Genomic DNA, 25266 nt, shown 5'->3' on the forward strand with positions numbered 1-25266 from the left:
ATGCCACACACAGCGTATGTCATCGGTGTCGATATCGGCACCCAAAGCACCAAGGCGGTGATGGTCAGCGCGCAGGGCGAAATCGTGGCCCAGTGCGCCCAGGCTTACCAGGTCGAAACGCCGAAACCACTGTGGGCCCAGCAGTGGCCGGACGTCTGGCTGGACGCCGTGGAATACTGCATAAAAGGCGTTCTTGCGCAGGCAGGCATTGCGGTAGCTGCTATCAAATCCATATGTGTCAGCAGCCTGTATGGCGGCAGCGGCATCCCGGTGGATGCGAGCGGCAAGGCGCTCTACCCCTGCCTGATCTGGATGGACCGGCGTGCGCAAGACGAGGTGCGTTGGGTGCGCGACCACGTGGACCTGGAGCGCCTGTACGACGTCACCGGCAACGGCGTGGACAGCTACTACGGCTACACCAAAATGCTGTGGCTGCGCGAAAAGGAACCCGCCGTCTGGGCCCGCACCCAGCAATTCCTGCCGCCCAACAGCTATGTGAATGCGCGCCTCACCGGCCAGTTGGCGGTGGACCACAGCTCGGCAGGCAATATCGGCGGTGTGTACGACGTGAAGGCCCGCGCCTGGTCGGATGAAGCGCTGCAGATGCTGGGTATTCCGCGCCGAATGATGCCGGACCGCCTGGTCGAATCCAGCGGCGTCGTGGGACCGCTGCTGCCCGAATGGGCCGAGCGCCTGGGCCTGCCAGCCGGCATACCGGTGGTCGCAGGTGGTGTGGACGCAGCGGTAGCTACGCTGGCCGCAGGTGCCGCGCAGCCCGGCAACCATGTGGCCATGATTGGCACCAGCATGTGCTGGGGCACGATACGCCCCAGCGTGGATGCGCGCCACGGCCTGATCAGCATGCCGCATGTGTTCAATGGCGCGCAGGACTTGTATGTATTCGGCGGCGCCATCACCGCCGGCGCATCGGTCACCTGGTTCCGCGAAACCTTTTGCCAGGCCGAGATCGCCGCTGGAAAAGTCCAGGGCGTGGACCCACACAGCCTGCTGGAAAAAGACGCGGTGCTGCTGCCTCCCGGCAGCGACGGCCTGCTGTTCCTGCCCTACCTCATGGGCGAGCGCAGCCCGGTGTGGGATGCGCAGGCCAGCGGCAGCTTTGTCGGCCTGGGCCTGCACCATGGCCGGCCGCACCTGTACCGCGCGGTACTGGAAGGCGTGACCTACGCGCTGCGCCACAACATCGAAGCCGGAGTGAAAGGCTTGGATGGCATCACCCAGCTGGACGAACGCCTGGTGGTGGTAGGCGGCGCCAGCCATTCGGACATGTGGATGCAGATCATTGCCGACGTCACCGGTCGCCCGGTCTACACCTTGGCCGACGACGTGGAGGCCTCGCTGGGCGCGGCCATGCTGGCCGCCTTTGGCGCCGGCTTGATCGGTGCCGACGCGGTACGCCAGGGCTGGATCACACCGCTGCCGCGCACCACGCCCCAGCCGGCCGCACACGCCGCCTACAACCATTTCTTCCAGCAGTACGTGGCGCTGTACCCCGCACTCAAATCCACCATGCACCGCTTGCGCTAACCGCCCCAAGGAGACACACCGACGACTTAACCACCGCTTTGCACACCTTGCTTTTGTTGAATTGCCAATTTAAGAATTACATCCATAGGAGATAGACATGCCAAAACTCACCCACATCGCCGCACTCGCCACCCTGGTCCTGGGCAGCACCGCCGTGTATGCACAGACCATCACACCAGCCAAGGTCGCCTTCCTGATGCCCGACCAGGCATCCACCCGCTACGAAGAACACGACAAGCCGGGCTTCGTCGCCGAGATGAAGAAGCTCTGCGCCGCCTGCGAAGTGCTGTACCAAAATGCCGATGGCGACGCCTCGCGCCAGCAGCAGCAATTCAACTCGGTGATCTCGCAGGGTGCAAAGGCCATCGTGATCGACCCGGTGGACTCCACCGCCGCCGCCTCCCTGGTCAAAGCCGCCCAAGCCAAGGGCATCAAGGTCATTGCCTATGACCGGCCCATCCCTGATGCCAAGGCCGACTACTACGTGTCCTTCAACAACGAAGGCATCGGCAAGGCGATTGCCGATTCGCTGGTTGCACACCTGAAGGCCAAGGGCGTATCACCGGCCGATGTGGGCTTGCTGCAGATCAACGGCTCGCCCACCGATGCCGCTGCCGGCCTGATCAAGAAGGGCATCCACTCCAGCCTGGACGCCAGCGGCTACAAGATTCTGGCCGAATACGACACCCCGGAATGGGTGCCCGCCAAAGCCCAGCAGTGGGCCAGCGGCCAGATCTCGCGTTTCGGTAAAAAGATTGTCGGCGTAGTGGCCGCCAATGATGGCACCGGTGGCGGCGCGATTGCAGCCTTCAAGGCGGCCGGCGTGAACCCGGTTCCGCCCGTGTCCGGCAACGACGCCACCATCGCGGCGCTGCAGCTGATCATTGCCGGCGACCAGTACAACACCATCTCCAAGCCCAGCGAAACCGTGGCCGCAGCCGCTGCGCAGGTGGTGGTGAAACTGCTGGCCGGTGAAACCCCGAAAGCCGAGACCACGCTGTACGGCACGCCATCGCAGTTGTTCGTACCTGCCGTGGTGACGACCGAAAACCTGAAGGCTGAAATCATCGACAAGATGGTCAGCGGCAAGCCCATCCAGACCGCTGCCGTGCTGTGCGTAGACCGCTACGCCGAAGGTTGCAAGAAGCTCGGCATCAAGTAAACCACCATGACAGCACAATCAATGCAACAAGCTGCCTCCGCACGCGAACCGGTACTGCGTCTTCGCGGCATCAACAAGCGCTTCGGCGCGGTGGCGGCCCTCACCGATATCGATCTCGACGTGCATCCAGGAGAGGTGGTTGCCTTGGTTGGGGACAACGGTGCCGGCAAGTCCACCCTGGTGAAAATTCTGGCCGGGGTGCACCAGCCCACCTCGGGCACGATGCACTTCCGTGGGCAGCAGGTATCGCTGGACGGCCCCAGCGCCTCCTTGGCGCTGGGCATCGCCACCGTGTTCCAGGACCTCGCCCTGTGCGAGAACCTGGACGTGGTAGCCAATATTTTTCTCGGCAACGAGCTGCAGCCCTGGCAACTGGACGAAGTCAGCATGGAGGTCAAAGCCTGGCAGCTGCTGAACGAGCTCAGCGCGCGCATCCCCAGCGTGCGCATTCCGGTGGCCTCGCTGTCTGGCGGCCAGCGCCAGACGGTGGCCATCGCCCGCTCGCTGCTGCTGGAGCCCAAGCTGATCCTGCTGGACGAACCGACTGCCGCCCTGGGCGTGGCCCAGACGGCCGAGGTGCTGAACCTGATCGAACGGGTGCGAGACAAAGGCCTTGGCGTGGTCATGATCAGCCACAACATGGAAGACGTGCGCGCCGTGGCCGACCGCATCGTGGTACTGCGCCTGGGGCGCAACAACGGCGTGTTCACCCCCGACTCGTCGAACCAGGAACTCGTCAGCGCCATAACCGGCGCATCCGACAACTCCGTCTCGCGCCGAACAGGCCGGCATGCCCCCGCCAGCACCCCCACCGAACAAAGCACAGCATGACCCGCGAAACCCACACCATCCCACCAGCCGCCACACCACTACTGGACCGCAGCGACGAACGCTACAAGGTCGAAACCGGCGTCAGCGGAGCCATCCGCAGCTTCATCGACCGCGTGCGCGCCGGCGATCTGGGCTCGCTACCGGTCATCGTCGGCCTGGCCGTAATCTGGACCATCTTCCAGAGCATGAACCCGATCTTTCTGTCCAGCAACAACCTGATCAATATGCTGTTCGACGCATCGACCATCGGTGTGATCTCGCTGGGCATCGTCTGCATTTTGATGGTCGGCGAGATCGATCTGTCGGTCGGCTCGGTCAGCGGCTTTGCCTCGGCCATGGTTGGCGTGCTGTGGGTCAACCACGGCTGGCCGGTGGGCCTGGCCATCGCGGCGGCAGTGGCCGCCGGCGCCGTGGTCGGCATCGTCTACGCCCAGTTGTTCAACCGCTTTGGCATGCCAAGTTTTGTGTCCACGCTGGCCGGCTTGCTGGCCATCCTGGGCGCGCAACTCTATGTGCTGGGCGGCACCGGCTCAATCAACCTGCCCTACGAATCGCCACTGGTGAACCTGGGCCAGTCGCTGTTCATTCCCGTGTATGTGTCCTATGTCGTGGTGGCCATTTCCGGCCTCGCCATCTACCTGAGTGGCCAGCGCACCGCCGCGCGGCGCCAGGCGGCCGGCCTGTCGGCTGAATCGCACAGCCGCTTGCTGCTGCGCGCCGGGGTGTTCACCATGGTGCTGGAAACCATCGCCTTCTACTTCAACCAGGACCGGGGCATCCCCTGGCTGTTTGGCATCTTTGTGGGCCTGGTGGTGGCGCTGGACTATGCCTTTACCCGCACCCAGTGGGGCCGCATGGTGAATGCCGTGGGTGGCAACCGCGAGGCGGCGCGCCGCTCCGGCATCGATGTGCGCAAGATCTACACCAGCGTGTTCATCCTGTGCGCCTCGCTGGCGGCCCTGGGCGGCGTGCTGGCATCGGCCCGCCTGGCATCCGCCAGCCAGCAAGCTGGCACCGGCGATGTGAACCTGAACGCGATTGCGGCGGCGGTGATCGGCGGCACCAGCCTGTTTGGCGGCCGTGGCAACGCCTACTCGGCGCTGCTGGGCATCATCGTGATCCAGTCCATCTCCAGCGGCCTGACTTTGCTGGACCTGTCGTCCTCGCTGCGCTACATGATCACCGGCGCCGTGCTGGCAGTGGCGGTCATCGTGGACTCGATGGCCCGCCAGTCGCGTGTGTCGCACGGCCGGGCTTGAGGCCACTACTGCACGATCACGAACAGGCTGGTGCCGTCTGTGCCCTGCACCACGCTGGCGCCATTGCTGGTCACGGTGGCGAATGTGCCGCTGACGCTAGCGGCATTGATCAGCACGAACTTTTGCCCGCTGGCATAGCTGCCGGTGATGTTCAGCACCAGGGTGCCGCCTAGCGCCACCGCCCCGGCCACCGTCAGATGGTCGTGGCTGGTGCCGGCCACCGTGCCGTCGATGGCCAGCGTCAATATGCCGTTGGTGCCCTGCTGGTAGCTGCTGCCCAATGTCAACTGGCGTTGGCCGCTCGCCAGAGCCAGGGCTGCGTTATTGGTCACCGCACCCGTACCTAATGCATCGGCACTTCCGGCCAGCACCGTGCCGGCGGACAGGGTCGTGGCGCCGCTGTAGCTGTTGTTCAGCAGCGTGGTGGTGGCCGCGCCCATGTGGACAAAGCTGCCGGTGCCACTGATGTGCGACAGCGTGGTGGCAGTCGTGGTGTTCTGCACAATGAGCTGGCCCGCGTTGACGATGGCATTCGTCGACAAGCCCCCTGTGGACTCAGCGGTCAACAGGCTGGCATCGCCGCTATAGGTCGCCTGCAACACCCGGGTGGTGCCCGTGGGCCGCACGGTGTCGTAGTACAGAGGCACGGAAGTGCCCGCGCCCAGCCGCAGAACGGCATTGGCGCCGATGGTGGTCGTGCCGTTGTAGTTTTGCGGCTGGGCGAACGTCACGTCGTTGCCTGCCGTGGACACGATGGTCACGTTGCCAACGCCGATGGCACCGTCTCGGTGGGGACCGCCACCACCGCCAGTGATGCCGATGTTCAAGGTCACCGCGCCGTTGTAGTTGAAGGCCAGCGTGCTGCCGCTGCGCAGATTGATGTAGGCGTTCTTGGCGCCCAAGGCGGGGCTGACCTGGGCCGGTGATGGCGCCGAGGGCAGAAAGAAGTTGCTGTGCGTGCCGTCGCCCCACTGCACCGTGCCGGAGCCGGCGCTGCCGCCTCCTTCGATATTGATGCCCCGGTAACTGCCGTCGTTGCCATTGACGTTATTGGCGCCGCCCCGGTAGATCACCTTGGCGAAGTTCAGCGTGGGGTCGCTCAAACCGGGGTTGACCAGGTTCGGGCTATTGTGCGGACTGTTGTCGGTATGGCTGTAGACACCGGACATCACAATGGTCGAACTGCCGATGGGGTGGAAGTTGATGTCGCCGCCATAAGCCGCCTCAAAGATGTTTTGCTTGACGGTCACCACACTGCCCGGCGGGCTCCAGACCAGCCACGAGCCTTCGTTCAGCACCGCCTTGGCGTTCGACAGCGAAGCCGCCACGTGGTTGCTGCCGAAGTCCTGCCCTGCCGCCAAAGACAGCACGCCCTCGAAGGCGCTGACACCGCGAAACGAGTTGCCGCCCCACACGTTCGCCGCCTGCAGCACCGGGCCGCTGCCGCTGACCTGGCCCAGCAGAATGAACTGCGCGCTGCTGAGCACGATGGTCCCATTGTTGAGGATGTTGTTCAGGTTCACCTCGCCATTGACCACGCTGGCCGAGTTCAGGCTGTCGGACGTGGCAATGAAGTTGGGGTTGTTGTCGGCACTGGTGTTGGTGCCAATTTGCAAAGTGACACCGGGATCGATGGTCAGCACCGGCGGGTTGCTGCCGGCAATGTTCAACCGGTAGCCGCTGGTGGCCACGGTCTTGGTGACCACCTGCACCTGCTGCGCATTGGGCAGGGTGAAGGTGCTGGCCTGGGTAATGACCAGGGTGCTGGGGCTGCTGGTGCCACCCGCAGCCACCAGGACCAGCGTGCCCTGGCCAGATATGGCGCCTGTATAGGTGGTGGTGCCTACCGGCAAGGTGATGAAAGCATCACCGCCCAATGTGACATTTTGGTTCGCCAAAATGGCCGATGTGATGTCGGTGCGGCCCGCCAGACTGCCGGCCTCGGAAGACGTACCCGTCGCGGACGTGCTACCAGACCCTCCACCGCCGCAGGCAGACACGAGTGAGGCGCAACCCGCCACCAGAAAATAACGGCGGCTGGCGAATGAATGTGATGCAGTCAAAATGAATTTCCTTTGGCTTGTATTCCCACAGCGGGGCGGACCTGACGCGGGCCGCGTGCGACAAGCATATATGTCACATTTGGCAAGCTGCTCAGAGCAAAGCAAATTCCGGGCAACCCCCGTCCGCTCCAAGCACAGCATTTTTTCATCAAACTGCCATACAGCCTGCCTACATTCCGAGGCTTTACCCTGCTGGATGCCTCTCCATGTTTGTCAAAAGTCTGGCCACCGCCATCGCTGCGCTGAGTCTGGTTGCCTGTGCCACCACCGGGGCATCTGCACCTGCGGGTTTCTCCTTTGGGCTGTGGGGTGACATGCCCTACAAGAAGGCGGGCGACGACCCCAAGCTGCCGGCCGTGCTGCAGAGCATCAACCAGTCTGACATCGCGTTCTCGCTGTACGACGGCGACATCAAGGACGGCAGCTCCAAATGCACGGACGACATCTATGCGGATGCGCTGAAGATGTTCAACACCCTGCTCAAACCCGTGGTGTACGTGCCCGGCGACAACGAATGGACCGACTGCCACCGCCTGAACAACGGCGGCTACGACGGGCTGGAGCGCCTGGCCTACCTGCGCCGCGTGATGTTCCCCACCACCGCCAGCCTGGGCCAGACCCAGATGCCGCTGGAGCACCAGGGCAAGCTGGGTGAGAAGTATGTGGAGAACACCCGCTTCAGCCACGGTGGCGTGGTGTTTGTGGGCTTGAACGTGCCTGGCAGCAACAACAACCTGGTCCTGAATGCCAAGGAATGCACGACCAAGAGTGCGCGCAAGGCCGAGCAGTGCGACGCGTCCAACGCCGAATACCTGGAGCGCGACACGGCCAACATCGCCTGGCTGCAAACCTCCTTCGCCCAGGCCAAGGCACAGAAGGCGAAAGGCATTGTGCTGGTGCTGCAGGCCGACCCCGGCTTTGACCTGCCCGAAACCGAAGACGTGGACGAAAGCACCGCCCCCGGCTATGCGGGCTACCGCAACTTCATGGCGGCCGTGGTGAAGCAGACCGAGCAGTTCTCCGGCCAGGTGCTGTTCGTGCACGGCGACACCCACTTCTTCAAGGTGGACAAACCTTTGTACAGCCCGACCAAGCTGCTGCCCAACCTGACCCGCCTGCAAACTTTCGGCAGCCCCTCGCTGCACTGGGTACGCGTGACGGTGGACACGGCCTCGGACAACGTCTTCACCATCCACCCGGTGATCGTGCGCCAGCCTTGATGGCCTCTGGCAATTGCTATTAAAAATATAGCTACTTGCGCAGGTTTTATCTGCGCTAGAGGTACAAATAGCTTATATCCTGCTCGCAACGGCTGGCGCTGCGGGTGTGCGTATCCAGTAGGCTGCCAGCAAGCTCAGCAAGCCGCGCCGTGGCCGCATAGACAGGCAGGCTGAAGACAAGGCCTCGATCTCCAGCCAGCCACCGGCCGACACCCGGTAGCACTCGCCAGCGCCCAGGTATATCGGCATATACGCCCAGTCGTGCGCCAGGTACAGGCGCTGGTGCAGGCATATGCTGCCCTGCTCCACCCGGATTTCAGCGCCCGACGGTACGCGCTCCCAGGCCCGCTGGTGGGCTTGCAATTGCACAGAGGATACGGTGGCAGAGGACATGCGGCACTCCTTGTTGGGATGCCTGTAGCGTAAAAAACCTGGCCCCCGCGCAACAGCCACAGACCTGGCCAATCTGTTACGCAGCAGCGCAGAAATTGCGCATCTGTTATGGTCTTCGGCATGCCTGTCTGTACCTGTTCAGCCCGCCCCAGGCCCCGCATCATGCAGGGGCCATGAGCATGCCCACTACCGCACCGTCCACAGCCGCCACGCCCAAATACCAAAGCCTGGCCGAGCACTACCGCAGCGCCATCCAGGCCGGCAGCCTGCTGCCCGGCCAGCGCATGCCCTCGCTGCGCGAGCTGATGCGCCAGCACGCGGTCAGCCTGTCCACCACCATGCAGATCTGCCGCCTGCTGGAGAGCGAAGGCTGGCTGGAGGCGCGGCCACGCTCGGGCTACTTCGTGCGGCCACGTGCATCGGCCCACCTGGCGCCGGTGAACGACCCGCCGATGCAGCGCGCACCCGACCCGGCGCAGTACGTGGGCATCCATACCAAGGTGTCGGAGTTTCTGGCGCTGGGCCGCATGCAGCGCTTCAAGACCAATCTGTCCACCGCCCGCTGCGCGCCCGAGCTGTACCCGGCCCAGGCCCTACAACAAGCTGCCCTGCGCAGCCTGCGCCAGCACCCGGACCAACTGGTGCGCGCAGCACCGCCGCAGGGCTGCCTGGAGTTCCGCGAGGTGCTGGCCCAGCGCGGGCTGGCCGCTGGCATGCGCCTGTCGGCCAACGACATCCAGATCACCAATGGTTGCACCGAGGCACTGAACCTGGCCCTGCGCGCCGTGGCCAACCCCGGCGACACGATTGCGGTGGAGTCGCCCACCTTCTACGGCCTGCTGCAAACCCTGGAAAGCCTGGGCCTGAAGGCACTGGAAATACCCACCAGCCCGCGCACCGGCATCTCGGTCGATGCGGTGGAGCTGGCGCTACGCAACACTGCCAACATCAAGGCCGTGGTGGTGATTCCCTACCTGCAAAACCCCACCGGCAGCATCATGCCCAGCAGCCACAAACAGGCGCTGCTGCGCCTGTGCCAGCAGCACGATGTGGCTCTGGTGGAAGACGACACCTACAGCGCGCTGGTGATTGAAGACGTGTTGCGCGAAGAACCGCTGCGCGCCATCAAGTCCTGGGACGACAGCGGCCACGTGGTGTACTGCGCGTCGCTGCACAAATGCCTGGCACCCGGCCTGCGCCTGGGTTGGGTCAGCGCCGGGCGCTGGCAGGCGCGGGTGGAGATGCTGAAGTTCGCCGCCTCGCGCAGCAACGAGCGCCTGGCCCAGATGGCCGCAGCCAGCTTCATAGGCTCTGCCGCTTATGACCGCTACCTGCGCCGCCTGCGCAGCACCCTGGCCACGCAGCGCACACAAACTGCGCAGGCCGTGGCCCGCTACTTCCCGCCCGGTACCAAGCTGACCGTGCCGCGCGGCGGCCTGTCGCTGTGGGTGGAGCTGCCCGACGGGCTGTCGGCCACCGCCCTGTTCCACGCCGCGCTGGCCGAAAACATGGTCATCGCACCCGGCACCATCTTTACCAACTCGCAGCGGTTTGAGAGCAATCTGCGCATCAACTGCGGCTGGCCTTTCACGTCCGAACTAGAGCATGCGTTTGCCCGCCTGGGGCAACTGGTGAACACCTTGGCTGCGCCGCTGGTTGCAAGCAAATTGCTATTGAAAAAATAGCTGCTGGTGCAGATATTACCTGCGCTGCAGCCGGTTTTATTCCATCGCCGCCGCATCGCATTTGATGGCGTCGGAAAACTTGACCATGAGCCGTACCAGGTCCTCGACATCCTGCTTGTCCCATGAGGCAAATATGGCCATACCCATCTTGGCGCGGGCCTCGTCTATGCGGTCGGTGAGCGCCTTGCCCTTCTCGGTGACCACCGCCTCGCGCACCCGGCGGTCCGCCTCGCTCGCCTGCCTATCCACCAAGCCCAATGTTTCCAGCTTGGCCACCTGCCGACTGACCGTGGTGTAGTCGCGCCCCACGCGGTCGGCCAATTCGACCACGCCAATCGGCCCCAGCCGCTCCACCAAAACCAGCAGCGGAAACAACGCGCGGTCCAGAGATATTCCGGCCGCACGCACCATGGCCTCGTCGCGCTGGGGTCGGTTCATGACGCTGACGATCTCCAGCAAAGCCCCGTGGAGTTCCCGCAGTTTCGCGTTAATGTGTGTATTTTGCATATTTCTTGACACGCACGTGCCCTTGTCGTGTAATAGGTGCATATTACACATAGTGAGGTTTTGATGAATCAGCAATGTACAGCCGATGTCCTGATTTGCGGCGCCGGTGCCGCGGGTCTAACATTGGCGATCGACCTGGCACGGCGGGGGATTTCCTTCCGTCTGATCGAGAAAATGGAGGGCCCGTTCCACGGCTCGCGCGGCAAGGGCATCCAGCCCCGTACCCAGGAAATCTTTGAAGATCTGGGCATCCTGGACCGCATCGTCGCAGCCGGCGGGGCCTATCCGCCCGAGCGGAAATACCGCAGCGATGGCAGCCACACCGACGCCCAGGTCATCGAACTGCATGAGCCCACGCCCGCCGAGCCCTACCAGCTGCCGCTGATGGTTGCGCAATTCCGAACCGAGGCCGTGATGCGCGAGCGTCTGGCGGAGCTGGGCCATGCACCCCATTTCGGCTGCGAGCTGACCGGTTTTGCGCAGGACTCCAACGGCGTGACCGCGCAGCTGGCCAGCCAGACGGGCAACGAGACGCTACGCGTGCGCTGGCTGGTGGGCGCGGATGGCGGCCGCAGTTTTGTGCGCCAAGCGCTGGATATCGGATTCCCAGGCAAGACGCTAGGCATACGCGCCATCGTCGCGGATGTGCTGCTCACAGGCCTCACACGTGATGCCTGGCATGTCTTCAACGAAGGTGACATGGCGCGGCAGATCGCGTTTTGCCCGCTGGCGGGGACCGATATGTTCCAGATACAGGGCCCCATACCGCTAGACGGCGACATCGACTTGTCCGCCACAGGCCTGCAGACCCTGGCGGCCGAGCGCACCGGCCGCACAGATATCCACATCCAGTCGGTGTCCTGGTCTTCGGCGTACAACATGAATGCGCGGCTGGCCGACCGCTACCGCGTGGGCCGGGTGTTCCTCATCGGGGACGCGGCCCACACCCATCCGCCCACCGGCGGCCAGGGCCTCAACACCAGCGTGCAAGACGCCTACAACCTGGGCTGGAAGCTGGCCGCGGCCACCCGTAAGCCGACCACCACCCTGCTCGACAGCTACGAGGAGGAGCGCAGGCCCGTCGCGGCGGCGATGCTCGGTCTGGCAACCAGGCTGCTGGACGCACAAAAGCGTGGCGAGATGCGCCGTGGCCGCGAGGTGCACCAGCTCGACATAGGCTACCCCGCATCCTCGCTCGCGCTGGAACAAGCCAGCCGCGTGGACGGCCCCTGCGCCGGCGACCGCGCCCCGGATGCGCCCCTGCGCGGCGCCGCGGGCCAGGCGTTGCGGCTGTTCGACCTGTTCCGCGGCGCGCACTGGACGCTGCTGGGCTATGGAGTCGAGCGCACAGCGGTTCCACCACGCCCGGGCTTGCATGTCCATACCTTTGGCCTCGGCGGTGACGTCGTTGACCACGCAGGCCACTTTCGTGACAGCTACACCCCCTCGGACGGCGATTGGGTGCTGGTGCGCCCGGATGGCTACATTGGCGCGATCGTTGCGACACAGCATCTGGACGCGCTGGAAGCCTATCTTGTGCAAGCAGGCCTGGGCCTGGAGGAGGCATCCCATGGCTGAGCAGAACACCCCGCACCCGACCACCAGTGCAGCAGCGCCAGCCTGGCTCGCCTTTCAGAAGGCGAACCGCTTTCGCCGCGCGATCCGCAAATTTGACGCAACACCCATCCCGGAGGCAGACGTTCAGGCTGTGCTGGCAGAGGCCGCCTTCGCGCCTTCCAGCGGGAACCTGCAACCCTACGAATTGCACTGGGTACGCGATCCAGCCCTGAAAGCCAGCGTCGCCTCGGCCTGCAATGGACAAAAAGCAGCTGCCACGGCGGCCGAGCTGATCGTCGTGGTCGCCAGCCCCGCGCTAGGGCAGCGCACCGCCCTGGCCCAGCTCGCCTACATTGAAACCACGGCAACGCTGGAACCCAACTCAAAAACCTACCAACGCAAGCAAATCGGCAAGTTCCAGAAGATTCTCGGCATCGGCTCCCTCGCCCTGTGGTCGCCACTGATGCAGCTGGTGGCACTGCTACGCCCCAGCCTGTCCTTGCTGCCCATAGGCCACATAGGCAGCCGCCATTGGGCCGCGCGCAATGCCATTTACGCCGTGCAGACCCTGATTCTGGGCGCCGCGGCCAAAGGGATCGACTCGTGCCCGATGGAAGGTTTTTCCGCACCGAAGATCGCCAAAATCCTGGGCTTACCCCGAGGCGCCGTGATCCCCATCGTCATCGCCCTCGGTCACCGCGCCGACGACGCCAGAGTGGAAGAGCGCTGGCGCCGGCCGATCAGCGACACGGTGGTTTCACACTGAAGGCCGGCCCTTTATCTTGGCGCCGATAGCTGCTCGTCCAAGTGATCGACGAATACGCGCACCTTGGGAGACAAATGCCGGCTCGACGGCCACAGCGCCTTGAACTGGCCGCCGCCACTGATCTGTTCGTCGAGCACGCTCTGAAGCCGGCCATCGGCGAGAGCCTCGCGGACAAGAAAATCCGGCATGCACGCGATACCCAGGCCGCGCACGGTGGCGCCAAAAATCGCCTCCATGTTGTTGCAGGCCAGCACTGTACGCAAGCGGGTCTCGGAGAAGGCCGTGGCCTGCAACATAGGCCACTCCAGCAACTTCCCCGAATCCGGGTGGCGGAAGCGAATCGCGGCATGCCGCTCCAGGTCACGTGCAACCAGCGGCGTGCCATGGCGCTCCAGATAGGCACGCGACGCACACAACAGCAGCCGAAATGCACTGAGTGGCCGAGACACCAGGCGGGAGTCGGGCAGATCGCCGCTGCGGATAGCCACATCGACGCCCTCATCGATCAGGTCTACGGTACGGTCGCTGAAATTGATATCGAGTTCCACCTCCGGGTAGCGGGCCAGAAAGTCCGGTATCACTGGCAACAGGAAGTGGTACCCGACGATTGGTGCGCTCACGCGCAGCCTGCCGCGTGGAGCTTCCCTCACATGCGAGAGCATCGCTTGCGCATCGTCGAGATCGTCGAGGATGCGGCGGCAGCGCTCGTGAAACAGTCGCCCCTCGTCGGTTAGCTGGATCCGCCGCGTGCTGCGCTGCATCAGTCGCACGCCTAACTGCTTCTCGAGTCGGGCAACACCTTTGCCGACTGCTGACGCCGATATTTCAAGCGCGCGCCCCGCAGCGACGAAGCTGCCGAGATCAGCCGTCTTCACAAAGACCAGCAGACCATTGAGTTTGTCCATCATCGTAGCTTGGGTTTATTACAGCCATTTCTTCCGTTATGAACGGAAGAAATGCTTCTTTTTGATTGATTCGATCCACTTTAACATTTGCAGGCCATTTTTCGACTTTCAGAACCACCGCAAGCGCATGCCAGAGCCACTATTCATTCTTGTAGATCCTGTCGCGCACTACGACGCCTTCATGGGCCTCAATAGTGAATACATGTCCTGGGTCCACAGCGAAATGGAGCGATGGTTCGGAGTCGCTGCGCATGACAATGCTGGCACGACGGCCCCCGACCATGGCGCCTACGTGATTCACCAGATTTGCGCAGAGCAAGCCCAGAAAGGCGTGTTCTATCTGATCATGGTGGACGACAGAGTTGCCGGGATGTGTGGCTTGCGTTTCGCGCGCAGTGGCGTAGCTGAGGTCAAGCGTATGTACGTACGCCCGCAATACCGGGGCATGCACTTGGGGCAACAGGCGCTGCGACGCATCCTTGCTGACGCAAGCAGGCTGGGGTATGGCGGAATCTGTCTCGACACCGCTCCGTTCATGAAAACAGCGCACCGCCTATACGAAGCCCATGGCTTTGCCGACTGCCCTGCATACGAAGGTACCGAGGTCCCGCTGGAGTTTCGCGCCGGTTGGCGCTTCATGTACCGCCCCATCGCGAACACGCATGCAGGCTGCCGGCCATGAAACCTTACCAGCCACTCCAGATGAGCCCCACGGCCATCCATATCGGTTTCGACGCGGGCGAAAAAGCACGGGTTCCAGACGGCGAAGCCAGAGTACCAAGGAGCGCACGGCCCAGCGAAATGCAAACACGGCGGGCGCAAGGATCTCGGTATGGCAAACATGTGAAATGGCTATACACCACGACACTCTTGCTGCTCCCCCTGGTATTGCAATCCTTTGGCAACCACTGGGTTCGCATTGCCGACACCTGTCTTTTGTACATGATGCTGGCTCTGGGCATGAACATCGTGGTGGGTTTTGCCGGCCTGCTAGATCTCGGCTACGTGGCCTTTTATGCCCTGGGAGCCTACACATTCGCCCTTCTGGCTTCACCGCATCTGACCGAAAACTTTGCCTGGATCGCCACCATGTTCCCCGCCGGTCTGCATATGCCCTGGTGGGTGACCGTCCCGTTGAGTGTGGTACTGACCGCTTGCTTAGGTGTCTTGCTAGGTGCACCCACACTGAAGCTGCGTGGTGACTACCTGGCGATCGTTACGCTGGGTTTCGGGGAGATCGTGCGACTCTTGATTGTCAACATGGTCCATCCAACCAACATCACCAACGGCGCCAAAGGTGTAGGCCCTATTGATTCGATCCACATCTTTAGCCTGGATATGGGCAAGCCCTTGTTCGTCTTCAGCTACCAAATCGCCTCGGTAACCCTGCACTACTATCTCTTCCTGGCGCTGGCAGTGCTGACTGCGGCCCTATGCTATCGCGTGCAGGATTCACGTATTGGCCGAGCCTGGAAGGCCATTCGCGACGACGAAGTTGCCGCCGAGGCTATGGGCATCAACACCCGCAACATGAAACTGCTTGCTTTCGGCATTGGGGCTGGTTTTGGCGGCGTCGCTGGGGCCATGTTTGGCACATTCCTGGGCTTCATATCACCCGAAGCCTTCAGTCTGCAGGAGTCGGTCATGATCGTTGCCATGGTGGTGTTCGGCGGCATCGGCCACATCCCCGGTGTGATCTTGGGGGCCGTGCTCCTGACTGCTTTGCCAGAAGTGCTTCGCTACGTCACCGGCCCCCTTCAAACCATGACCGGTGGGCGGCTCGACGCGGGCATTCTTCGCCCCTTGTTCATCGCGCTGACCATGATCATCACAATGCTGTTGCGTCCGCGCGGCCTATGGCCCTCGCCCGAACATGGCAAATCGCTGCAGTGAGCGCATGGCCGCGTTCTATGCATCCAACGAAGGAGCGTTCTAGCCAGCTGAACGACCAGCCCGGGCACAAAGCGTGACGCGAAACTGGCTTACTTGTAACGGTGTGAGGCGCAACTTACTTGCATTGACATAGATCAGTGTGCGAGCGCCATACAGTTCTAGACTCGAATCGCCTTGGAGAAAAATTCGACAAGGCAGTCATCGTGAAGTCATTCTTCCGCAGGCATGCAACACGCTGAACCGCTAACGAGACGGTGCGTACTCCCTTGGCATCAGACTGAAGCAACGCCAGACGAGGGGAAAGCGGACGCAAACGATGATGGATTGCTCTTCCGAAGAATCCATGCAACAAGAGGCCGGGCCACGGCCCATGAAACACGATACCGACCGCCCATTCTTTGCATTACCCAATACACCGTGGGATTGCTGGTGATGACCAAAGGCGCTGCGGATAACCCTGGCATTTCTCATTCATTTCAAAGGCAGATAATGCGCAAACTTCTCATCTTCATACTGTCCGTCGTGGCCCTTGGGCTATCGGGCTGTGGCTACAACACCTTCCAGAGCACGGACGAGCAAATCAAGGCCAGTTGGGCTGAGGTACTGAACCAATACCAGCGTCGGGCAGATCTGATCCCCAATTTGGTCAGCACCGTCAAGGGCGAAGCCACGTTTGAACAAGACACACTGGTCAAAGTGGTTGACGCACGCGCGAAAGCCACCTCCATCCAGGCGTCTCCTGAGCTGGTCAACGACCCCGCTGCATTCCAGAAATTCCAGCAGGCACAAGGCGAATTGACAGGCGCCTTGTCGCGCTTGCTGGTGGTGTCGGAAAACTACCCCAATCTCAAAGCCAATCAGGCCTTCAGAGATTTGCAGGCGCAGTTGGAAGGAACCGAAAACCGCATCACAGTCGCACGCAACCGGTATATCAAAGCGGTGCAGGACTACAACGTAACGGTGCGCTCCTTCCCGTCGAACATCACGGCCATGGTGTTTGGTTACAAGGAAAAAGCCAACTTCACAGTGGAGAACGAAAAGGAAATCGCCAAACCTCCGGCCGTCAGTTTTGACAAGACACCGCCTGCGCCACTGGGCGCGGCATCCGGAGTTGCCAAATGACTTTCCATGGAGCGATACACCGCTGGTGCATAGCCGTCTGCTTAACACTTGCGTCGCTCGCTCCATGCATCGGACATGCACAGATCGCGGTACCACCGTTGGCAGGGCATGTCACCGATCTAACCGGGACACTCACGCAGGAACAAAAGTCCGCACTCGAACAATCTTTGGCTGCCTTTGAAGCACGAAAAGGCACCCAGCTTGCCGTTCTACTGGTTCCCACGACACTGCCCGAAGCCGTTGAGCAATACGCCTTACGCGTTGCCGAACAATGGAAGCTGGGACGCCAGAAGGTGGATGACGGTGTCATTCTGTTGGTGGCAAAAGACGACCGCACGGTACGCATTGAAGTAGGTTATGGCCTGGAAGGCGCACTGTCGGACATCGTGAGCAAGCGCATCATCAGCGAGACCATACTGCCGCGTTTCAAGCAAGGAGATTTCTACGGTGGCGTGCAGGCCGGCACAACGCGGATCATGCAGGTGGTGGACGGTGAGTCCTTACCCGCAGTCCAGGGCAGCAGCCCCAGAGGGGCCGACCAAAGCCTTAGGCAGTTCGTACCGTTTCTGTTCATTGTGGCATTGGGTGTCGGCGGCGTGCTGCGCAAGGTCCTCGGGAAGGTCGGTGGTTCCGTGGTCACTGGGGTGCTGGTGACCGGGCTTGCCTGGCTGGTCATTGGAACTTTGCTATACGCCATCCTCGCCGGGCTTGCGTCCATGTTTGTCACATTGATTGGTGCAGGGGCAGCGCTGCGTGGCGTTGGCGGCTACTCTGGCGGCGGTCAGGGCGGATTCGGTGGCGGTGGATTTCGGGGCGGCGGTGGCGGATTCGGTGGTGGCGGCGCATCGGGGAGGTGGTAGCCATGCAGATACAACGTTTCATGCGCCACCTGCTGTTTACCGATTGGCAGCTGCACCAAGCCTTCACGTCCGAAGACCTACGCGCTATAGAGCAAGCGATCCAGCGCAGCGAACAACTGCATGGCGGGGAGATTCGGTTTGCCGTGGAGGGCGGGCTGGACGGCATGCGTCTGCTAAAAGGCCAATCTTCCCGCGAACGTGCCCTTGAAGTGTTTTCCCAACTACGGGTGTGGGACACCGAGCGCAACAACGGCGTTCTGATTTATGTATTACTCGCAGACCACGCGGTTGAAATCGTGGCCGACAGGGGCATCCATGCCAAAGCCGGCAATGCAAGCTGGAACGCTATCTGCCATGGCATGGAAATGAACTTCTCAAAATCTGCGTTCCAAGAAGGCGCATTGCATGGAATCGCCGCCGTCGCAGGCGTTATTGGTACCCACTTTCCATCCGGTGGTACACGTATCAACGAGCTTCCCAATGCCCCCGTGATACTGGGCTGACAGCTATTGCACGCGAGCCATGCCTAGCCGACTCTGATCATTCTGTATCGTTGGTGCTGTACACGGTTCAAGTACCCAATACAGCCGACAAGAAGACCACCAAGGCACCGTTCCTGGCGGTCTACAGGGCGACGGTGGAGCTGAACGCAGGCGGTTGCATCCGCTTCCACTCACCCTGACTGGCGGCCTCAAAGATAGCGACCCGGTCGCCCAACCGTTCGACTGCGCCTGTTGCACGGGCTGACAACGCTGGCCACCACACTTGCATCACTACAAAAAAAGTAGCGCCCAGCGCTTATAAAATCTGCGTCATAGCCATTTTTTGCATAAACGCCCACCAAAACACTGCCATCTGCGCGGCAACTTTCGCAAGAGCGTACGCTTCGCTTGCGGCTTTCACGTTTACCCCGAGTGGGGTATTGCCACCTCCCGGCGCCGAGTGCCCTAAGATTCAGTCCATCCGGTAAAGCTTTCAGAGCTAGGTAGAAAAAACACATGACTTCCGCCGCACCCCTGCCACGGGATGAAGACAAAAGGCTGAGCCGATTGCGTTCACTCCAGGTCCTGGACACCGGACCTGAGCCGATCTTTGATGCCCTGGCGCGCGTAGCCTCCTCGGTGTGCGGTGTACCCATTGCACTGATGAGCCTGGTGGACTCGGACCGGCAGTGGTTCAAATCCAATATCGGCATGGAAGGGGTTACGCAAACACCGCGTGACTCGGCCTTCTGCGCCCACGCCATCCTGCACGCCGAGTTGATGGAGATCTCCGACGCAATGCGGGACCCGCGATTCATGGCCAACCCTCTGGTTACTGGACAGCCGCATATCCGTTTTTACGCTGGCGCTCCCATCGTCATGCCCGATGGAGAAAACATTGGCACTCTGTGCGTGATAGACCGGCAGGCACGCATACTGACCAACGCACAACGTGCTGCGCTGACCGATCTGGCACAGGTGGCCGCCCATTCTCTGCTGATGCGCAAAAATGCCCTGGACCTGGACCAGCTGAACGCACTCACCATACAACAGGCACAAGAGATCAGCGCCAAAGGCGCGCTGTACCACGCTATCGTGGAAGACCAGACGGATCTGATCTCGCTGGCGCTGCCCTCGGGCGAGCTGACTTTCGTCAACTCGGCATATGCCAAGCATTTTGGTGAGACACCCGCATCCATGACGGGACACAACCTGCTGGAGTACGTTGCCGAAAAAGACAAGGAATCGGTCACAGCCCACTTGCGTGCCGTGTGCAGCAAACCAGGCACTGCGCAGGGCGAGAATCAGATGCGTTCGGCCTCGGGCAAGGAATGCTGGTTCGCCTGGTCCAACCGCGCCATCGGCAACGACCAAGGCCAGGTGATCGCACTGCATTCGGTGGGCCGCGACATCACCGAAAGAAAGCGCGCAGAGCTCGCGCTGAAGGCCAGCCAGGACAGCTTTCGCACCCTGTACGAGGCAACGCCGGCCATGCTGCACTCGATAGATGCACAGGGGCGCATCCTGTTCGTCAGCGACACCTGGCTGACCAAACTGGGCTATACACGCCAGGAAGTGGTGGGCCGCGCGTCGGTGGAGTTCCTCTCTGCCGCATCGCGGGACTATGCGCGTACGGTAGTACTTCCAGAGTTCATGCAATACGGCCGGTGTCACGACATCCCCTACCAGATGGTGTGCAAAGACGGTCGCACCATCGACGTGCTGCTGTCGGCCGTGCTGCAGCGCGACGCGCAGGGCCAGCCTGCGCATTCACTGGCCGTGATCCAGGACGTGACGGAAAAAAACGCCATCTCCCGGGCCTTGCGAGCCAACGAGCAGCGCCTGCGGCTGATTGCGAACAATCTGCCGGTGCTGATCTCGCACATAGACACCGACTACCGCTATACCTTTACCAACGACAACTACCAAAAGTGGTTTTCGCTGCCCGGGGAAACGGCGGGCAAAACCATAGCCGAGGTATTTGGCGACGAGGTTTTCAAATACATACAGCCCCGTATCGCCGAGGCTCTGGCGGGCAAGGATGTTTCGTTTGAGCTCAGGAACACACTCCCTCACGCGCCCTCCCACATGTTTGCGCACTACGTGCCTGACCGGGATGAAAACGGCAAAGTCATAGGCGTTTTTGGCTTGGTGCTCGACCGCTCGGAACAGCACCAGGCACAGACACGCATAGAAGCCAGCGAACGCCAGTTGAGGGCCGTGACAGACAACCTGCCGGCCTTCGTCGCCTATGTGGACACGCAGGAGCGCTACCGCTTCATCAACAAGACCTACCGCGAGTGGCTGGGTTTAGAGCAGGACGCCATCCTGGGCCGGCCGGTTCAGGAGGTGCTTGGCCCCGAGCTCTACGCGCAGCGCCGGGAACCGCTGCGACGCGCACTACAGGGCGAACGTGCGGCGTTCGAAGTCTTTTCCGTGTTGGATGGCTCCGCGCGTGATCTGCAGACCATCTATGTACCGGACGTGTTGGCGGACGGAGAAATACTGGGTGCCTTCGTACTGGCCTCCGACGTCACGGAGCTCAAGCGCGTGGAGCAGGAGCTGCGCGACCTCTCGCGCACCGACACCCTCACCGGCCTGCCCAACCGGCGCCAGTTTGGTGAGAATCTGGAACAGGCCCTGTCGCGTAGCCGCCGCACCGGCAGCCCCATGGCGCTGATGTTCCTGGACGTGGACCACTTCAAATCCATCAACGACTCGCTGGGACATGCTGCGGGCGACGTGGTGCTGTGCGAATTCGCCAAGCGCATACGCGCGGGCATCCGCATCACCGACGCGGCTGCCCGGCTGGCCGGTGACGAATTCGTGGTCATCCTGGAAGATGTAAAAACGCTACCCGAGACGGAGGCCGTGGTGGCCAAATTGATTGAAGCCGTACGGCTTCCGATGCAGACCGAAGGCAGGGAAATTCTGGTCACCACCAGCATAGGCATTGCTTTTTTCCAGCCGGAAGGCCCGGCGGATGCACTGGGTGCCAGCGAGTTGCTGGCGCGTGCGGACCGAGCACTGTACCGCGCAAAAGCCGCCGGCCGGAACACCTTTGCAGTGGATGTCGGCACACCGTAGACACGCCCACATCACTATCAAATAAATAGCTACCAGCGCAGATAAAACCTGCGCTAGCGGCTATTTTCTTATCAAACCACCGCACCCCAAGCGTGGGCCTGCAGCCCCCGCACACCGGTGCGCAGCGCAAAGGCCGAGCCGGCCAGGGGCTGCTGCGCCAGTTGCTCCGGCGTCAGGTCCACGCGGGCACTGGTGACCAGCATCAGATCCAACTCCGCACCACCAAACGCCACATTGGTGATCTGGCTGGCGGGCAGGTCGATGCGCAGCAGCTCCTCACCGGCCAGATTGAAACGGCGCAGGCAGCCGCCGCCCCACATGGCCACCCACACATGGCCTTCGGCGTCGAAGGTCATGCCGTCGGGCTCGCCCTCTTCCATCGCAAAGCGCTTCCACAGCGTCTTGTTCTGCAGCTGACCATCGGCACCCAGGGTGTAGCGGTAGATGCTGCGCAGCAGGCTGTCCGTGTGCAGCATCACCGTGCCATCGGCCGAGATGGCTGGGCCGTTGGCAATGTGGATGTTGCGCTCTACCACCTCAATGCGGCCGTCCTGGTGCAGACAGGCCAGCTGGCCGCGCGCTTCTTGCGGATCGTCCGAGAACATCGAGCCGGCCCAGATGCGGCCGGCCGCGTCGGCCTTGGCGTCGTTCAGGCGCACGCCGGGCTGGTCGGGGTGCGGCGTGCCCAGGCGCTCGATACGCAGCTCGGGCTCCAGCGTCAGGCGCACAAAGCCGGAGCGGAAGCCGGCCACGAAACCCTGGCCATCGGCGCAGGGAATGATCCAGCCCACATGCTCGGGCATGGGCCAGCTGTAGCGCTGGTCGGTGCTGGGAGACCAGGCATGCACCGCCCGGCCCATGATGTCCACGAAGAAGAAGCGCCCGCTGGCCGCGTGCCACAGCGTGCCCTCGCCCAGCTGCAGGGTGGGCGTCCAGACGGGTGTGATCGTTGGAGGGGCGTCTGTCGTGCTCATGTCCACCCCGCGTCCACCACGAAGTCCTGGGCCGTGACCATGCTGCTGTCGTCGGCCGACAGGAACAGGGCCATGTTCGCCACGTCGGCACCTTTGATGCGGCCGGGCAGACACTGGTTGGCATCCAGCGCGCGTTCGCCTTCCTCATCGACCCACTGGGTGAGTTGCTTCTCGGTCATGATCCAGCCAGGGGTCAGGGTGTTGACGCGGATATTGTCCGGCCCCAGGTCGCGCGCCAGGCTGCGCGTCAGGCCCACGGTGGCGGCCTTGCAGGTGGCGTACAGCGGGTAGCCCTTGCCCTTCATCATCCAGCTGATGGAGCCCAGATTCACAATGGCCCCGCCGCCGATGCGCCGCATGCCGGGCACCACGGCCTGGGCCGCAAATACGTGCGGACGCAGGTTGACGGCCACGCGCCAGTCGAAGTCTTCCACCGTCACGTCCATCAGGTCGTGGCGCTGGTCGTTGGCCACGTTGTTGATCAGCACATGGATGTCGCCATGCGCTGCCACGGCCTGGGCCAGTGCCGCCTGCAAGGCTGCCACATCGCTGGCCTCACTTTGCAAGAACAGCGGCGTGGGGCCGACCGCACTGGCAGCCGCCACCACTTTGGCTGCCGACTCGGCGTTGCGCCCGGTAAAAGCCACTTTGGCACCCTGGCGCGCAAAGGCCTCCACGATGTCGCCGCCAATGCCTGAGCTACCGCCGGTGACGAACACACTGCGGCCCTCCAGGCTAGGGTAGTTTGCGTATTTCAATCGATGTCTCCAGGTAAGGAAGAATGTAAAAAACGGCCCGTCAGCCCTCTGATCCTGGCACGTGGGAGAAAGAATAAAGCAATGCCGATTCGGACTGCATCACCGGCACCGGCAGGCCCATGCAGGCCAACTCGCTGCCGGCCACGCACACACCATCCGCCTGGCGCAACGCATCGCCCCAGGGGTCCAGCGCGTCGCCGCGTGCACGCGCCTGGCCGGCGCTGGCCAGCAACTGCAGCTGCCACACACCAGTGCCCACCAGGGACGGCAGGCGCAGCGGCGGCTGGCAGGTGTAGTTGGGCGGCTGCAAAGTAAACACGCCCAGCACAGCACGGTCGGCGGCTTGCACCAGCCACCAGACCAGGCCGTCCTCGGTGCGGCCCTGGTGAAACTGGCCGGTGTGCAAGACCCCGCGCAGCGATTTGTAGAGGTCTATCCAGCGGCCCAGCGCGGCGCGGTCGGCATCCGGCAGCTGGCGCACATCGGCCTCTACACCCATGTGGCCGAAACAGGCCACTGCGCATCGGAAGTCCATGCTCTGGCTGCGGCCGGTGGCATGTGCCGGGGCCGGGCCCACATGGCTGCCCATCAGCTCCAACGGGAACAGGCGTGCCGCGCCGCTCTGGATGGTGATGCGGGCCACGGCATCGTTGTTGTCACTGGTCCACAGGCGCTGGGTATAACGCAGCGCACCCAGGTCGGCACGGCCGCCACCCGAGGCGCAGGTTTCAATCTCCAGCTGCGGGTGGGCACTGCGCAGGCGCTGCAGCAGCGCGTACCAGGCGCTGATCTGGCTGCGCATGGCGACCCGGCCGTCCAGGCCCACGGCCTGGGCGAAGGTGCGGTTCATGTCCCACTTCAGGTAGGCAATAGGGTACATGCGCAGCAAGGCATCCAGCTTGTCAAACAGGTACTGGCCCACCTCGGGCCGGGCGACATCCAGCACCAGCTGGTTGCGGCCCAGCACCAGGGCGCGGCCGGCCACCTGCAGTGCCCAGTCGGGGTGGGCGCGGAAGAGCTCGCTGTCAGGGTTGACCATTTCGGGCTCGACCCACAGGCCGAACTCCATGCCCAGGCTGTGCACGTGGGCGATGAGCGGGCCCAGGCCTTCGGGGTATTTCGCCGGATCGGGCCACCAGTCACCCAGGCCGGCGCGGTCGTCCTTGCGGGCGGGGGACCAGCCGTCGTCCAGCACAAAGCGCTCTACGCCTACCGCCGCAGCGGCGCGGGCCAGGTCGAACAGCACATCGGCCTGGTGGTTGAAGTACACGGCCTCCCAGGTATTCAGGTGCACCGGGCGCGGGCGCATGCTGCCGCCGGCCCATTGCAGCACGTGGCTGCGGGTGAATTTCTGTAGGCGGGCGCTGGCGCCGTTCATGCCAGCATCGGACCAGCCCAGGTGCAGGGTGGGCGTTTGCAATGTGGCGCCCGGGGCCAGGACCACCTCGCCCGGCGCCAGCCATTCGCCGGCCTGCAGGCACAGGCGGCCGTCTTCGGCGCGGTCCAGTGCAAAGCGGTGGTTGCCGCTCCAGGCCAACTGTGCGGCCACGGCCTCGCCCTGGTGGTCACCGGCGTCGTGCGCCAGCACGAACACCGCTGGCGGGGCCTCGTGCCCACTGCGGCCGGTTCGGTTGTCGCGCTGCCAGCCGGCCATGGGCACGGCCTGGCGGGTCCATTGGAATTCATGCGACCACTGGCCGTGGAAGCTGCCCACCTCTTGCAGCACGGGCGGCAAGGCCACGCTGGCGCAGGCTAGGTGGTCCACCGTGAGATCGGCGGTGCCGGTATTGCGCAAGAGGCTGTGGATACTGAGCACGCCACTGTGTGTGCACAGCTGCAGGGTCACGTCCACCACCAAGGCGGCCACGTCGTCTGCCAGCTGCAACACCAGCGTGTGGGCATCGGGTTGTTGAAAGCCGGTGGCGCGCAGGTCCTGCACGGCGTCCAGGCCGGCGCGGTGCGCGCGCAGCACGGGGGCGCCGGGCTCGCCATTACCCCAGCAGGGCAGCAGCGGCACACCGGCCAGGCGGTCCAGCGTACCGGGGGCCATGCGCAGCAAAGCGGTGGCGGGCCAGGCATCCAGCAATGGCGTCTGGCCCAGGGCCGCACCCCAGTAGCGCCATACGGGCATCTGGCCCACGGCGAACTCCAGCACCACCGCCACGCCGGCGGCCTGCATGCGCAATAACGGGCTCAT

The 25266-nt window shown here is 63.0% G+C and carries 21 protein-coding genes; 14 read left to right on the forward strand and 7 right to left on the reverse strand.

Annotated features, from left to right (window positions below; translation table 11 throughout):
• The 4 genes from AC07VY_RS11445 to AC07VY_RS11460 all read left to right on the forward strand — a co-directional run bounded on the left by AC07VY_RS11445 (position 1) and on the right by AC07VY_RS11460 (position 4797).
• A complete protein-coding gene (locus tag AC07VY_RS11445; RefSeq protein ID WP_495097412.1) occupies positions 1 to 1545 on the forward strand; it encodes an FGGY-family carbohydrate kinase in 1545 nt (514 codons plus the stop codon).
• A gap of 97 nt (positions 1546 to 1642) precedes the next feature.
• Positions 1643 to 2707, forward strand: coding sequence for an ABC transporter substrate-binding protein (locus AC07VY_RS11450; protein WP_495097411.1), 1065 nt, complete (start codon positions 1643 to 1645; stop codon positions 2705 to 2707).
• A gap of 6 nt (positions 2708 to 2713) precedes the next feature.
• Positions 2714 to 3538: an ATP-binding cassette domain-containing protein gene (locus AC07VY_RS11455; protein WP_495097410.1), complete on the forward strand. Its 825-nt coding sequence runs from the start codon at positions 2714 to 2716 to the stop codon at positions 3536 to 3538.
• Positions 3535 to 4797, forward strand: coding sequence for a sugar ABC transporter permease (locus AC07VY_RS11460; RefSeq protein WP_495097409.1), 1263 nt, complete (start codon positions 3535 to 3537; stop codon positions 4795 to 4797). The genes AC07VY_RS11455 and AC07VY_RS11460 overlap by 4 nt, the downstream gene beginning before the upstream one ends.
• Before the next feature lie 5 nt (positions 4798 to 4802).
• Here the strand turns inward: AC07VY_RS11460 and AC07VY_RS11465 are convergent, their stop codons facing one another.
• Positions 4803 to 6860 carry a beta strand repeat-containing protein gene (locus tag AC07VY_RS11465; protein ID WP_495097408.1) on the reverse strand — a complete coding sequence of 686 codons (2058 nt, stop codon included), beginning with the start codon at positions 6858 to 6860 and terminating at the stop codon, positions 4803 to 4805.
• A gap of 206 nt (positions 6861 to 7066) precedes the next feature.
• Here AC07VY_RS11465 and AC07VY_RS11470 point away from each other — a divergent pair, with 206 nt between their 5' ends.
• The gene (locus AC07VY_RS11470) at positions 7067 to 8080 is read left to right on the forward strand and encodes a hypothetical protein (protein WP_495097407.1); all 1014 of its coding nucleotides are present in this window, start codon (positions 7067 to 7069) and stop codon (positions 8078 to 8080) included.
• A gap of 72 nt (positions 8081 to 8152) precedes the next feature.
• Here the strand turns inward: AC07VY_RS11470 and AC07VY_RS11475 are convergent, their stop codons facing one another.
• A complete protein-coding gene (locus tag AC07VY_RS11475; RefSeq protein WP_495097406.1) occupies positions 8153 to 8473 on the reverse strand; it encodes a hypothetical protein in 321 nt (106 codons plus the stop codon).
• A gap of 173 nt (positions 8474 to 8646) precedes the next feature.
• Between AC07VY_RS11475 and AC07VY_RS11480 the strand changes: the two genes are divergently transcribed.
• Positions 8647 to 10158, forward strand: coding sequence for an aminotransferase-like domain-containing protein (locus AC07VY_RS11480; RefSeq protein ID WP_495097405.1), 1512 nt, complete (start codon positions 8647 to 8649; stop codon positions 10156 to 10158).
• 36 nt (positions 10159 to 10194) lie between these two features.
• On the opposite strand, the gene AC07VY_RS11485 is transcribed toward AC07VY_RS11480, so the two are convergent.
• Complete coding sequence (locus AC07VY_RS11485; protein WP_495097404.1) at positions 10195 to 10665, reverse strand: MarR family winged helix-turn-helix transcriptional regulator; 471 nt, start codon at positions 10663 to 10665, stop codon at positions 10195 to 10197.
• A gap of 63 nt (positions 10666 to 10728) precedes the next feature.
• Between AC07VY_RS11485 and AC07VY_RS11490 the strand changes: the two genes are divergently transcribed.
• Together AC07VY_RS11490 and AC07VY_RS11495 are read left to right on the forward strand one after the other, a co-directional pair.
• Complete coding sequence (locus AC07VY_RS11490; protein WP_495097403.1) at positions 10729 to 12243, forward strand: FAD-dependent oxidoreductase; 1515 nt, start codon at positions 10729 to 10731, stop codon at positions 12241 to 12243.
• Positions 12236 to 12988, forward strand: a complete 753-nt coding sequence (locus tag AC07VY_RS11495) for a nitroreductase family protein (protein WP_495097402.1) — start codon at positions 12236 to 12238, stop codon at positions 12986 to 12988. Before AC07VY_RS11490 ends, AC07VY_RS11495 begins: the two co-directional genes overlap by 8 nt.
• A gap of 11 nt (positions 12989 to 12999) precedes the next feature.
• On the opposite strand, the gene AC07VY_RS11500 is transcribed toward AC07VY_RS11495, so the two are convergent.
• Complete coding sequence (locus tag AC07VY_RS11500; RefSeq protein ID WP_495075263.1) at positions 13000 to 13893, reverse strand: LysR family transcriptional regulator; 894 nt, start codon at positions 13891 to 13893, stop codon at positions 13000 to 13002.
• Between AC07VY_RS11500 and AC07VY_RS11505 the strand changes: the two genes are divergently transcribed.
• The 6 genes from AC07VY_RS11505 to AC07VY_RS11530 all read left to right on the forward strand — a co-directional run bounded on the left by AC07VY_RS11505 (position 13886) and on the right by AC07VY_RS11530 (position 21337).
• Complete coding sequence (locus AC07VY_RS11505) at positions 13886 to 14575, forward strand: GNAT family N-acetyltransferase (protein WP_495097401.1); 690 nt, start codon at positions 13886 to 13888, stop codon at positions 14573 to 14575. The genes AC07VY_RS11500 and AC07VY_RS11505 overlap by 8 nt on opposite strands.
• A gap of 119 nt (positions 14576 to 14694) precedes the next feature.
• On the forward strand, positions 14695 to 15786 hold the full coding sequence (locus AC07VY_RS11510; RefSeq protein ID WP_495097541.1) for a branched-chain amino acid ABC transporter permease: 1092 nt from the start codon (positions 14695 to 14697) through the stop codon (positions 15784 to 15786).
• 489 nt (positions 15787 to 16275) lie between these two features.
• Positions 16276 to 16908 carry a LemA family protein gene (locus AC07VY_RS11515; RefSeq protein WP_495097400.1) on the forward strand — a complete coding sequence of 211 codons (633 nt, stop codon included), beginning with the start codon at positions 16276 to 16278 and terminating at the stop codon, positions 16906 to 16908.
• Positions 16905 to 17768 (forward strand): TPM domain-containing protein, encoded by an 864-nt coding sequence (locus tag AC07VY_RS11520; protein ID WP_495097399.1) that lies wholly within the window; start codon positions 16905 to 16907, stop codon positions 17766 to 17768. The genes AC07VY_RS11515 and AC07VY_RS11520 overlap by 4 nt, the downstream gene beginning before the upstream one ends.
• A 2-nt stretch (positions 17769 to 17770) precedes the next feature.
• Positions 17771 to 18271 (forward strand): TPM domain-containing protein, encoded by a 501-nt coding sequence (locus tag AC07VY_RS11525; protein WP_495097398.1) that lies wholly within the window; start codon positions 17771 to 17773, stop codon positions 18269 to 18271.
• Positions 18272 to 18766: 495 nt separating this feature from the next.
• A complete protein-coding gene (locus tag AC07VY_RS11530) occupies positions 18767 to 21337 on the forward strand; it encodes a PAS domain-containing protein (RefSeq protein WP_495097397.1) in 2571 nt (856 codons plus the stop codon).
• A 71-nt stretch (positions 21338 to 21408) separates the two neighbouring features.
• Here the strand turns inward: AC07VY_RS11530 and AC07VY_RS11535 are convergent, their stop codons facing one another.
• The 3 genes from AC07VY_RS11535 to AC07VY_RS11545 are packed head-to-tail and all read right to left on the reverse strand — an operon-like array spanning position 21409 to position 25266.
• Entirely contained in the window at positions 21409 to 22311 is a 903-nt protein-coding gene (locus AC07VY_RS11535) for an SMP-30/gluconolactonase/LRE family protein (protein ID WP_495097396.1), read from the reverse strand.
• Positions 22308 to 23069 carry an SDR family NAD(P)-dependent oxidoreductase gene (locus tag AC07VY_RS11540; protein ID WP_495097395.1) on the reverse strand — a complete coding sequence of 254 codons (762 nt, stop codon included), beginning with the start codon at positions 23067 to 23069 and terminating at the stop codon, positions 22308 to 22310. Before AC07VY_RS11540 ends, AC07VY_RS11535 begins: the two co-directional genes overlap by 4 nt.
• Before the next feature lie 40 nt (positions 23070 to 23109).
• The gene (locus tag AC07VY_RS11545) at positions 23110 to 25266 is read right to left on the reverse strand and encodes an alpha-galactosidase (RefSeq protein WP_495097394.1); all 2157 of its coding nucleotides are present in this window, start codon (positions 25264 to 25266) and stop codon (positions 23110 to 23112) included.

The sequence above is a fragment of the Rhodoferax sp. GW821-FHT02C08 genome, assembly GCF_059421805.1.

Excerpts from the sequence above, each read along its gene's own strand:
- AC07VY_RS11480 (WP_495097405.1), top strand. The coding sequence starts at position 8,647 with ATGAGCATGCCCACTACCGCACCGTCCACAGCCGCCACGCCCAAATAC.
- AC07VY_RS11520 (WP_495097399.1), top strand. The coding sequence starts at position 16,905 with ATGACTTTCCATGGAGCGATACACCGCTGGTGCATAGCCGTCTGCTTA.
- AC07VY_RS11470 (WP_495097407.1), top strand. The coding sequence starts at position 7,067 with ATGTTTGTCAAAAGTCTGGCCACCGCCATCGCTGCGCTGAGTCTGGTT.
- AC07VY_RS11500 (WP_495075263.1), bottom strand. The coding sequence starts at position 13,893 with ATGGACAAACTCAATGGTCTGCTGGTCTTTGTGAAGACGGCTGATCTC.
- AC07VY_RS11490 (WP_495097403.1), top strand. The coding sequence starts at position 10,729 with ATGAATCAGCAATGTACAGCCGATGTCCTGATTTGCGGCGCCGGTGCC.
- AC07VY_RS11525 (WP_495097398.1), top strand. The coding sequence starts at position 17,771 with ATGCAGATACAACGTTTCATGCGCCACCTGCTGTTTACCGATTGGCAG.
- AC07VY_RS11485 (WP_495097404.1), bottom strand. The coding sequence starts at position 10,665 with ATGCAAAATACACACATTAACGCGAAACTGCGGGAACTCCACGGGGCT.
- AC07VY_RS11545 (WP_495097394.1), bottom strand. The coding sequence starts at position 25,266 with ATGAGCCCGTTATTGCGCATGCAGGCCGCCGGCGTGGCGGTGGTGCTG.
- AC07VY_RS11445 (WP_495097412.1), top strand. The coding sequence starts at position 1 with ATGCCACACACAGCGTATGTCATCGGTGTCGATATCGGCACCCAAAGC.
- AC07VY_RS11455 (WP_495097410.1), top strand. The coding sequence starts at position 2,714 with ATGACAGCACAATCAATGCAACAAGCTGCCTCCGCACGCGAACCGGTA.
- AC07VY_RS11510 (WP_495097541.1), top strand. The coding sequence starts at position 14,695 with ATGCAAACACGGCGGGCGCAAGGATCTCGGTATGGCAAACATGTGAAA.
- AC07VY_RS11450 (WP_495097411.1), top strand. The coding sequence starts at position 1,643 with ATGCCAAAACTCACCCACATCGCCGCACTCGCCACCCTGGTCCTGGGC.
- AC07VY_RS11460 (WP_495097409.1), top strand. The coding sequence starts at position 3,535 with ATGACCCGCGAAACCCACACCATCCCACCAGCCGCCACACCACTACTG.
- AC07VY_RS11515 (WP_495097400.1), top strand. The coding sequence starts at position 16,276 with ATGCGCAAACTTCTCATCTTCATACTGTCCGTCGTGGCCCTTGGGCTA.
- AC07VY_RS11535 (WP_495097396.1), bottom strand. The coding sequence starts at position 22,311 with ATGAGCACGACAGACGCCCCTCCAACGATCACACCCGTCTGGACGCCC.
- AC07VY_RS11530 (WP_495097397.1), top strand. The coding sequence starts at position 18,767 with ATGACTTCCGCCGCACCCCTGCCACGGGATGAAGACAAAAGGCTGAGC.
- AC07VY_RS11495 (WP_495097402.1), top strand. The coding sequence starts at position 12,236 with ATGGCTGAGCAGAACACCCCGCACCCGACCACCAGTGCAGCAGCGCCA.
- AC07VY_RS11475 (WP_495097406.1), bottom strand. The coding sequence starts at position 8,473 with ATGTCCTCTGCCACCGTATCCTCTGTGCAATTGCAAGCCCACCAGCGG.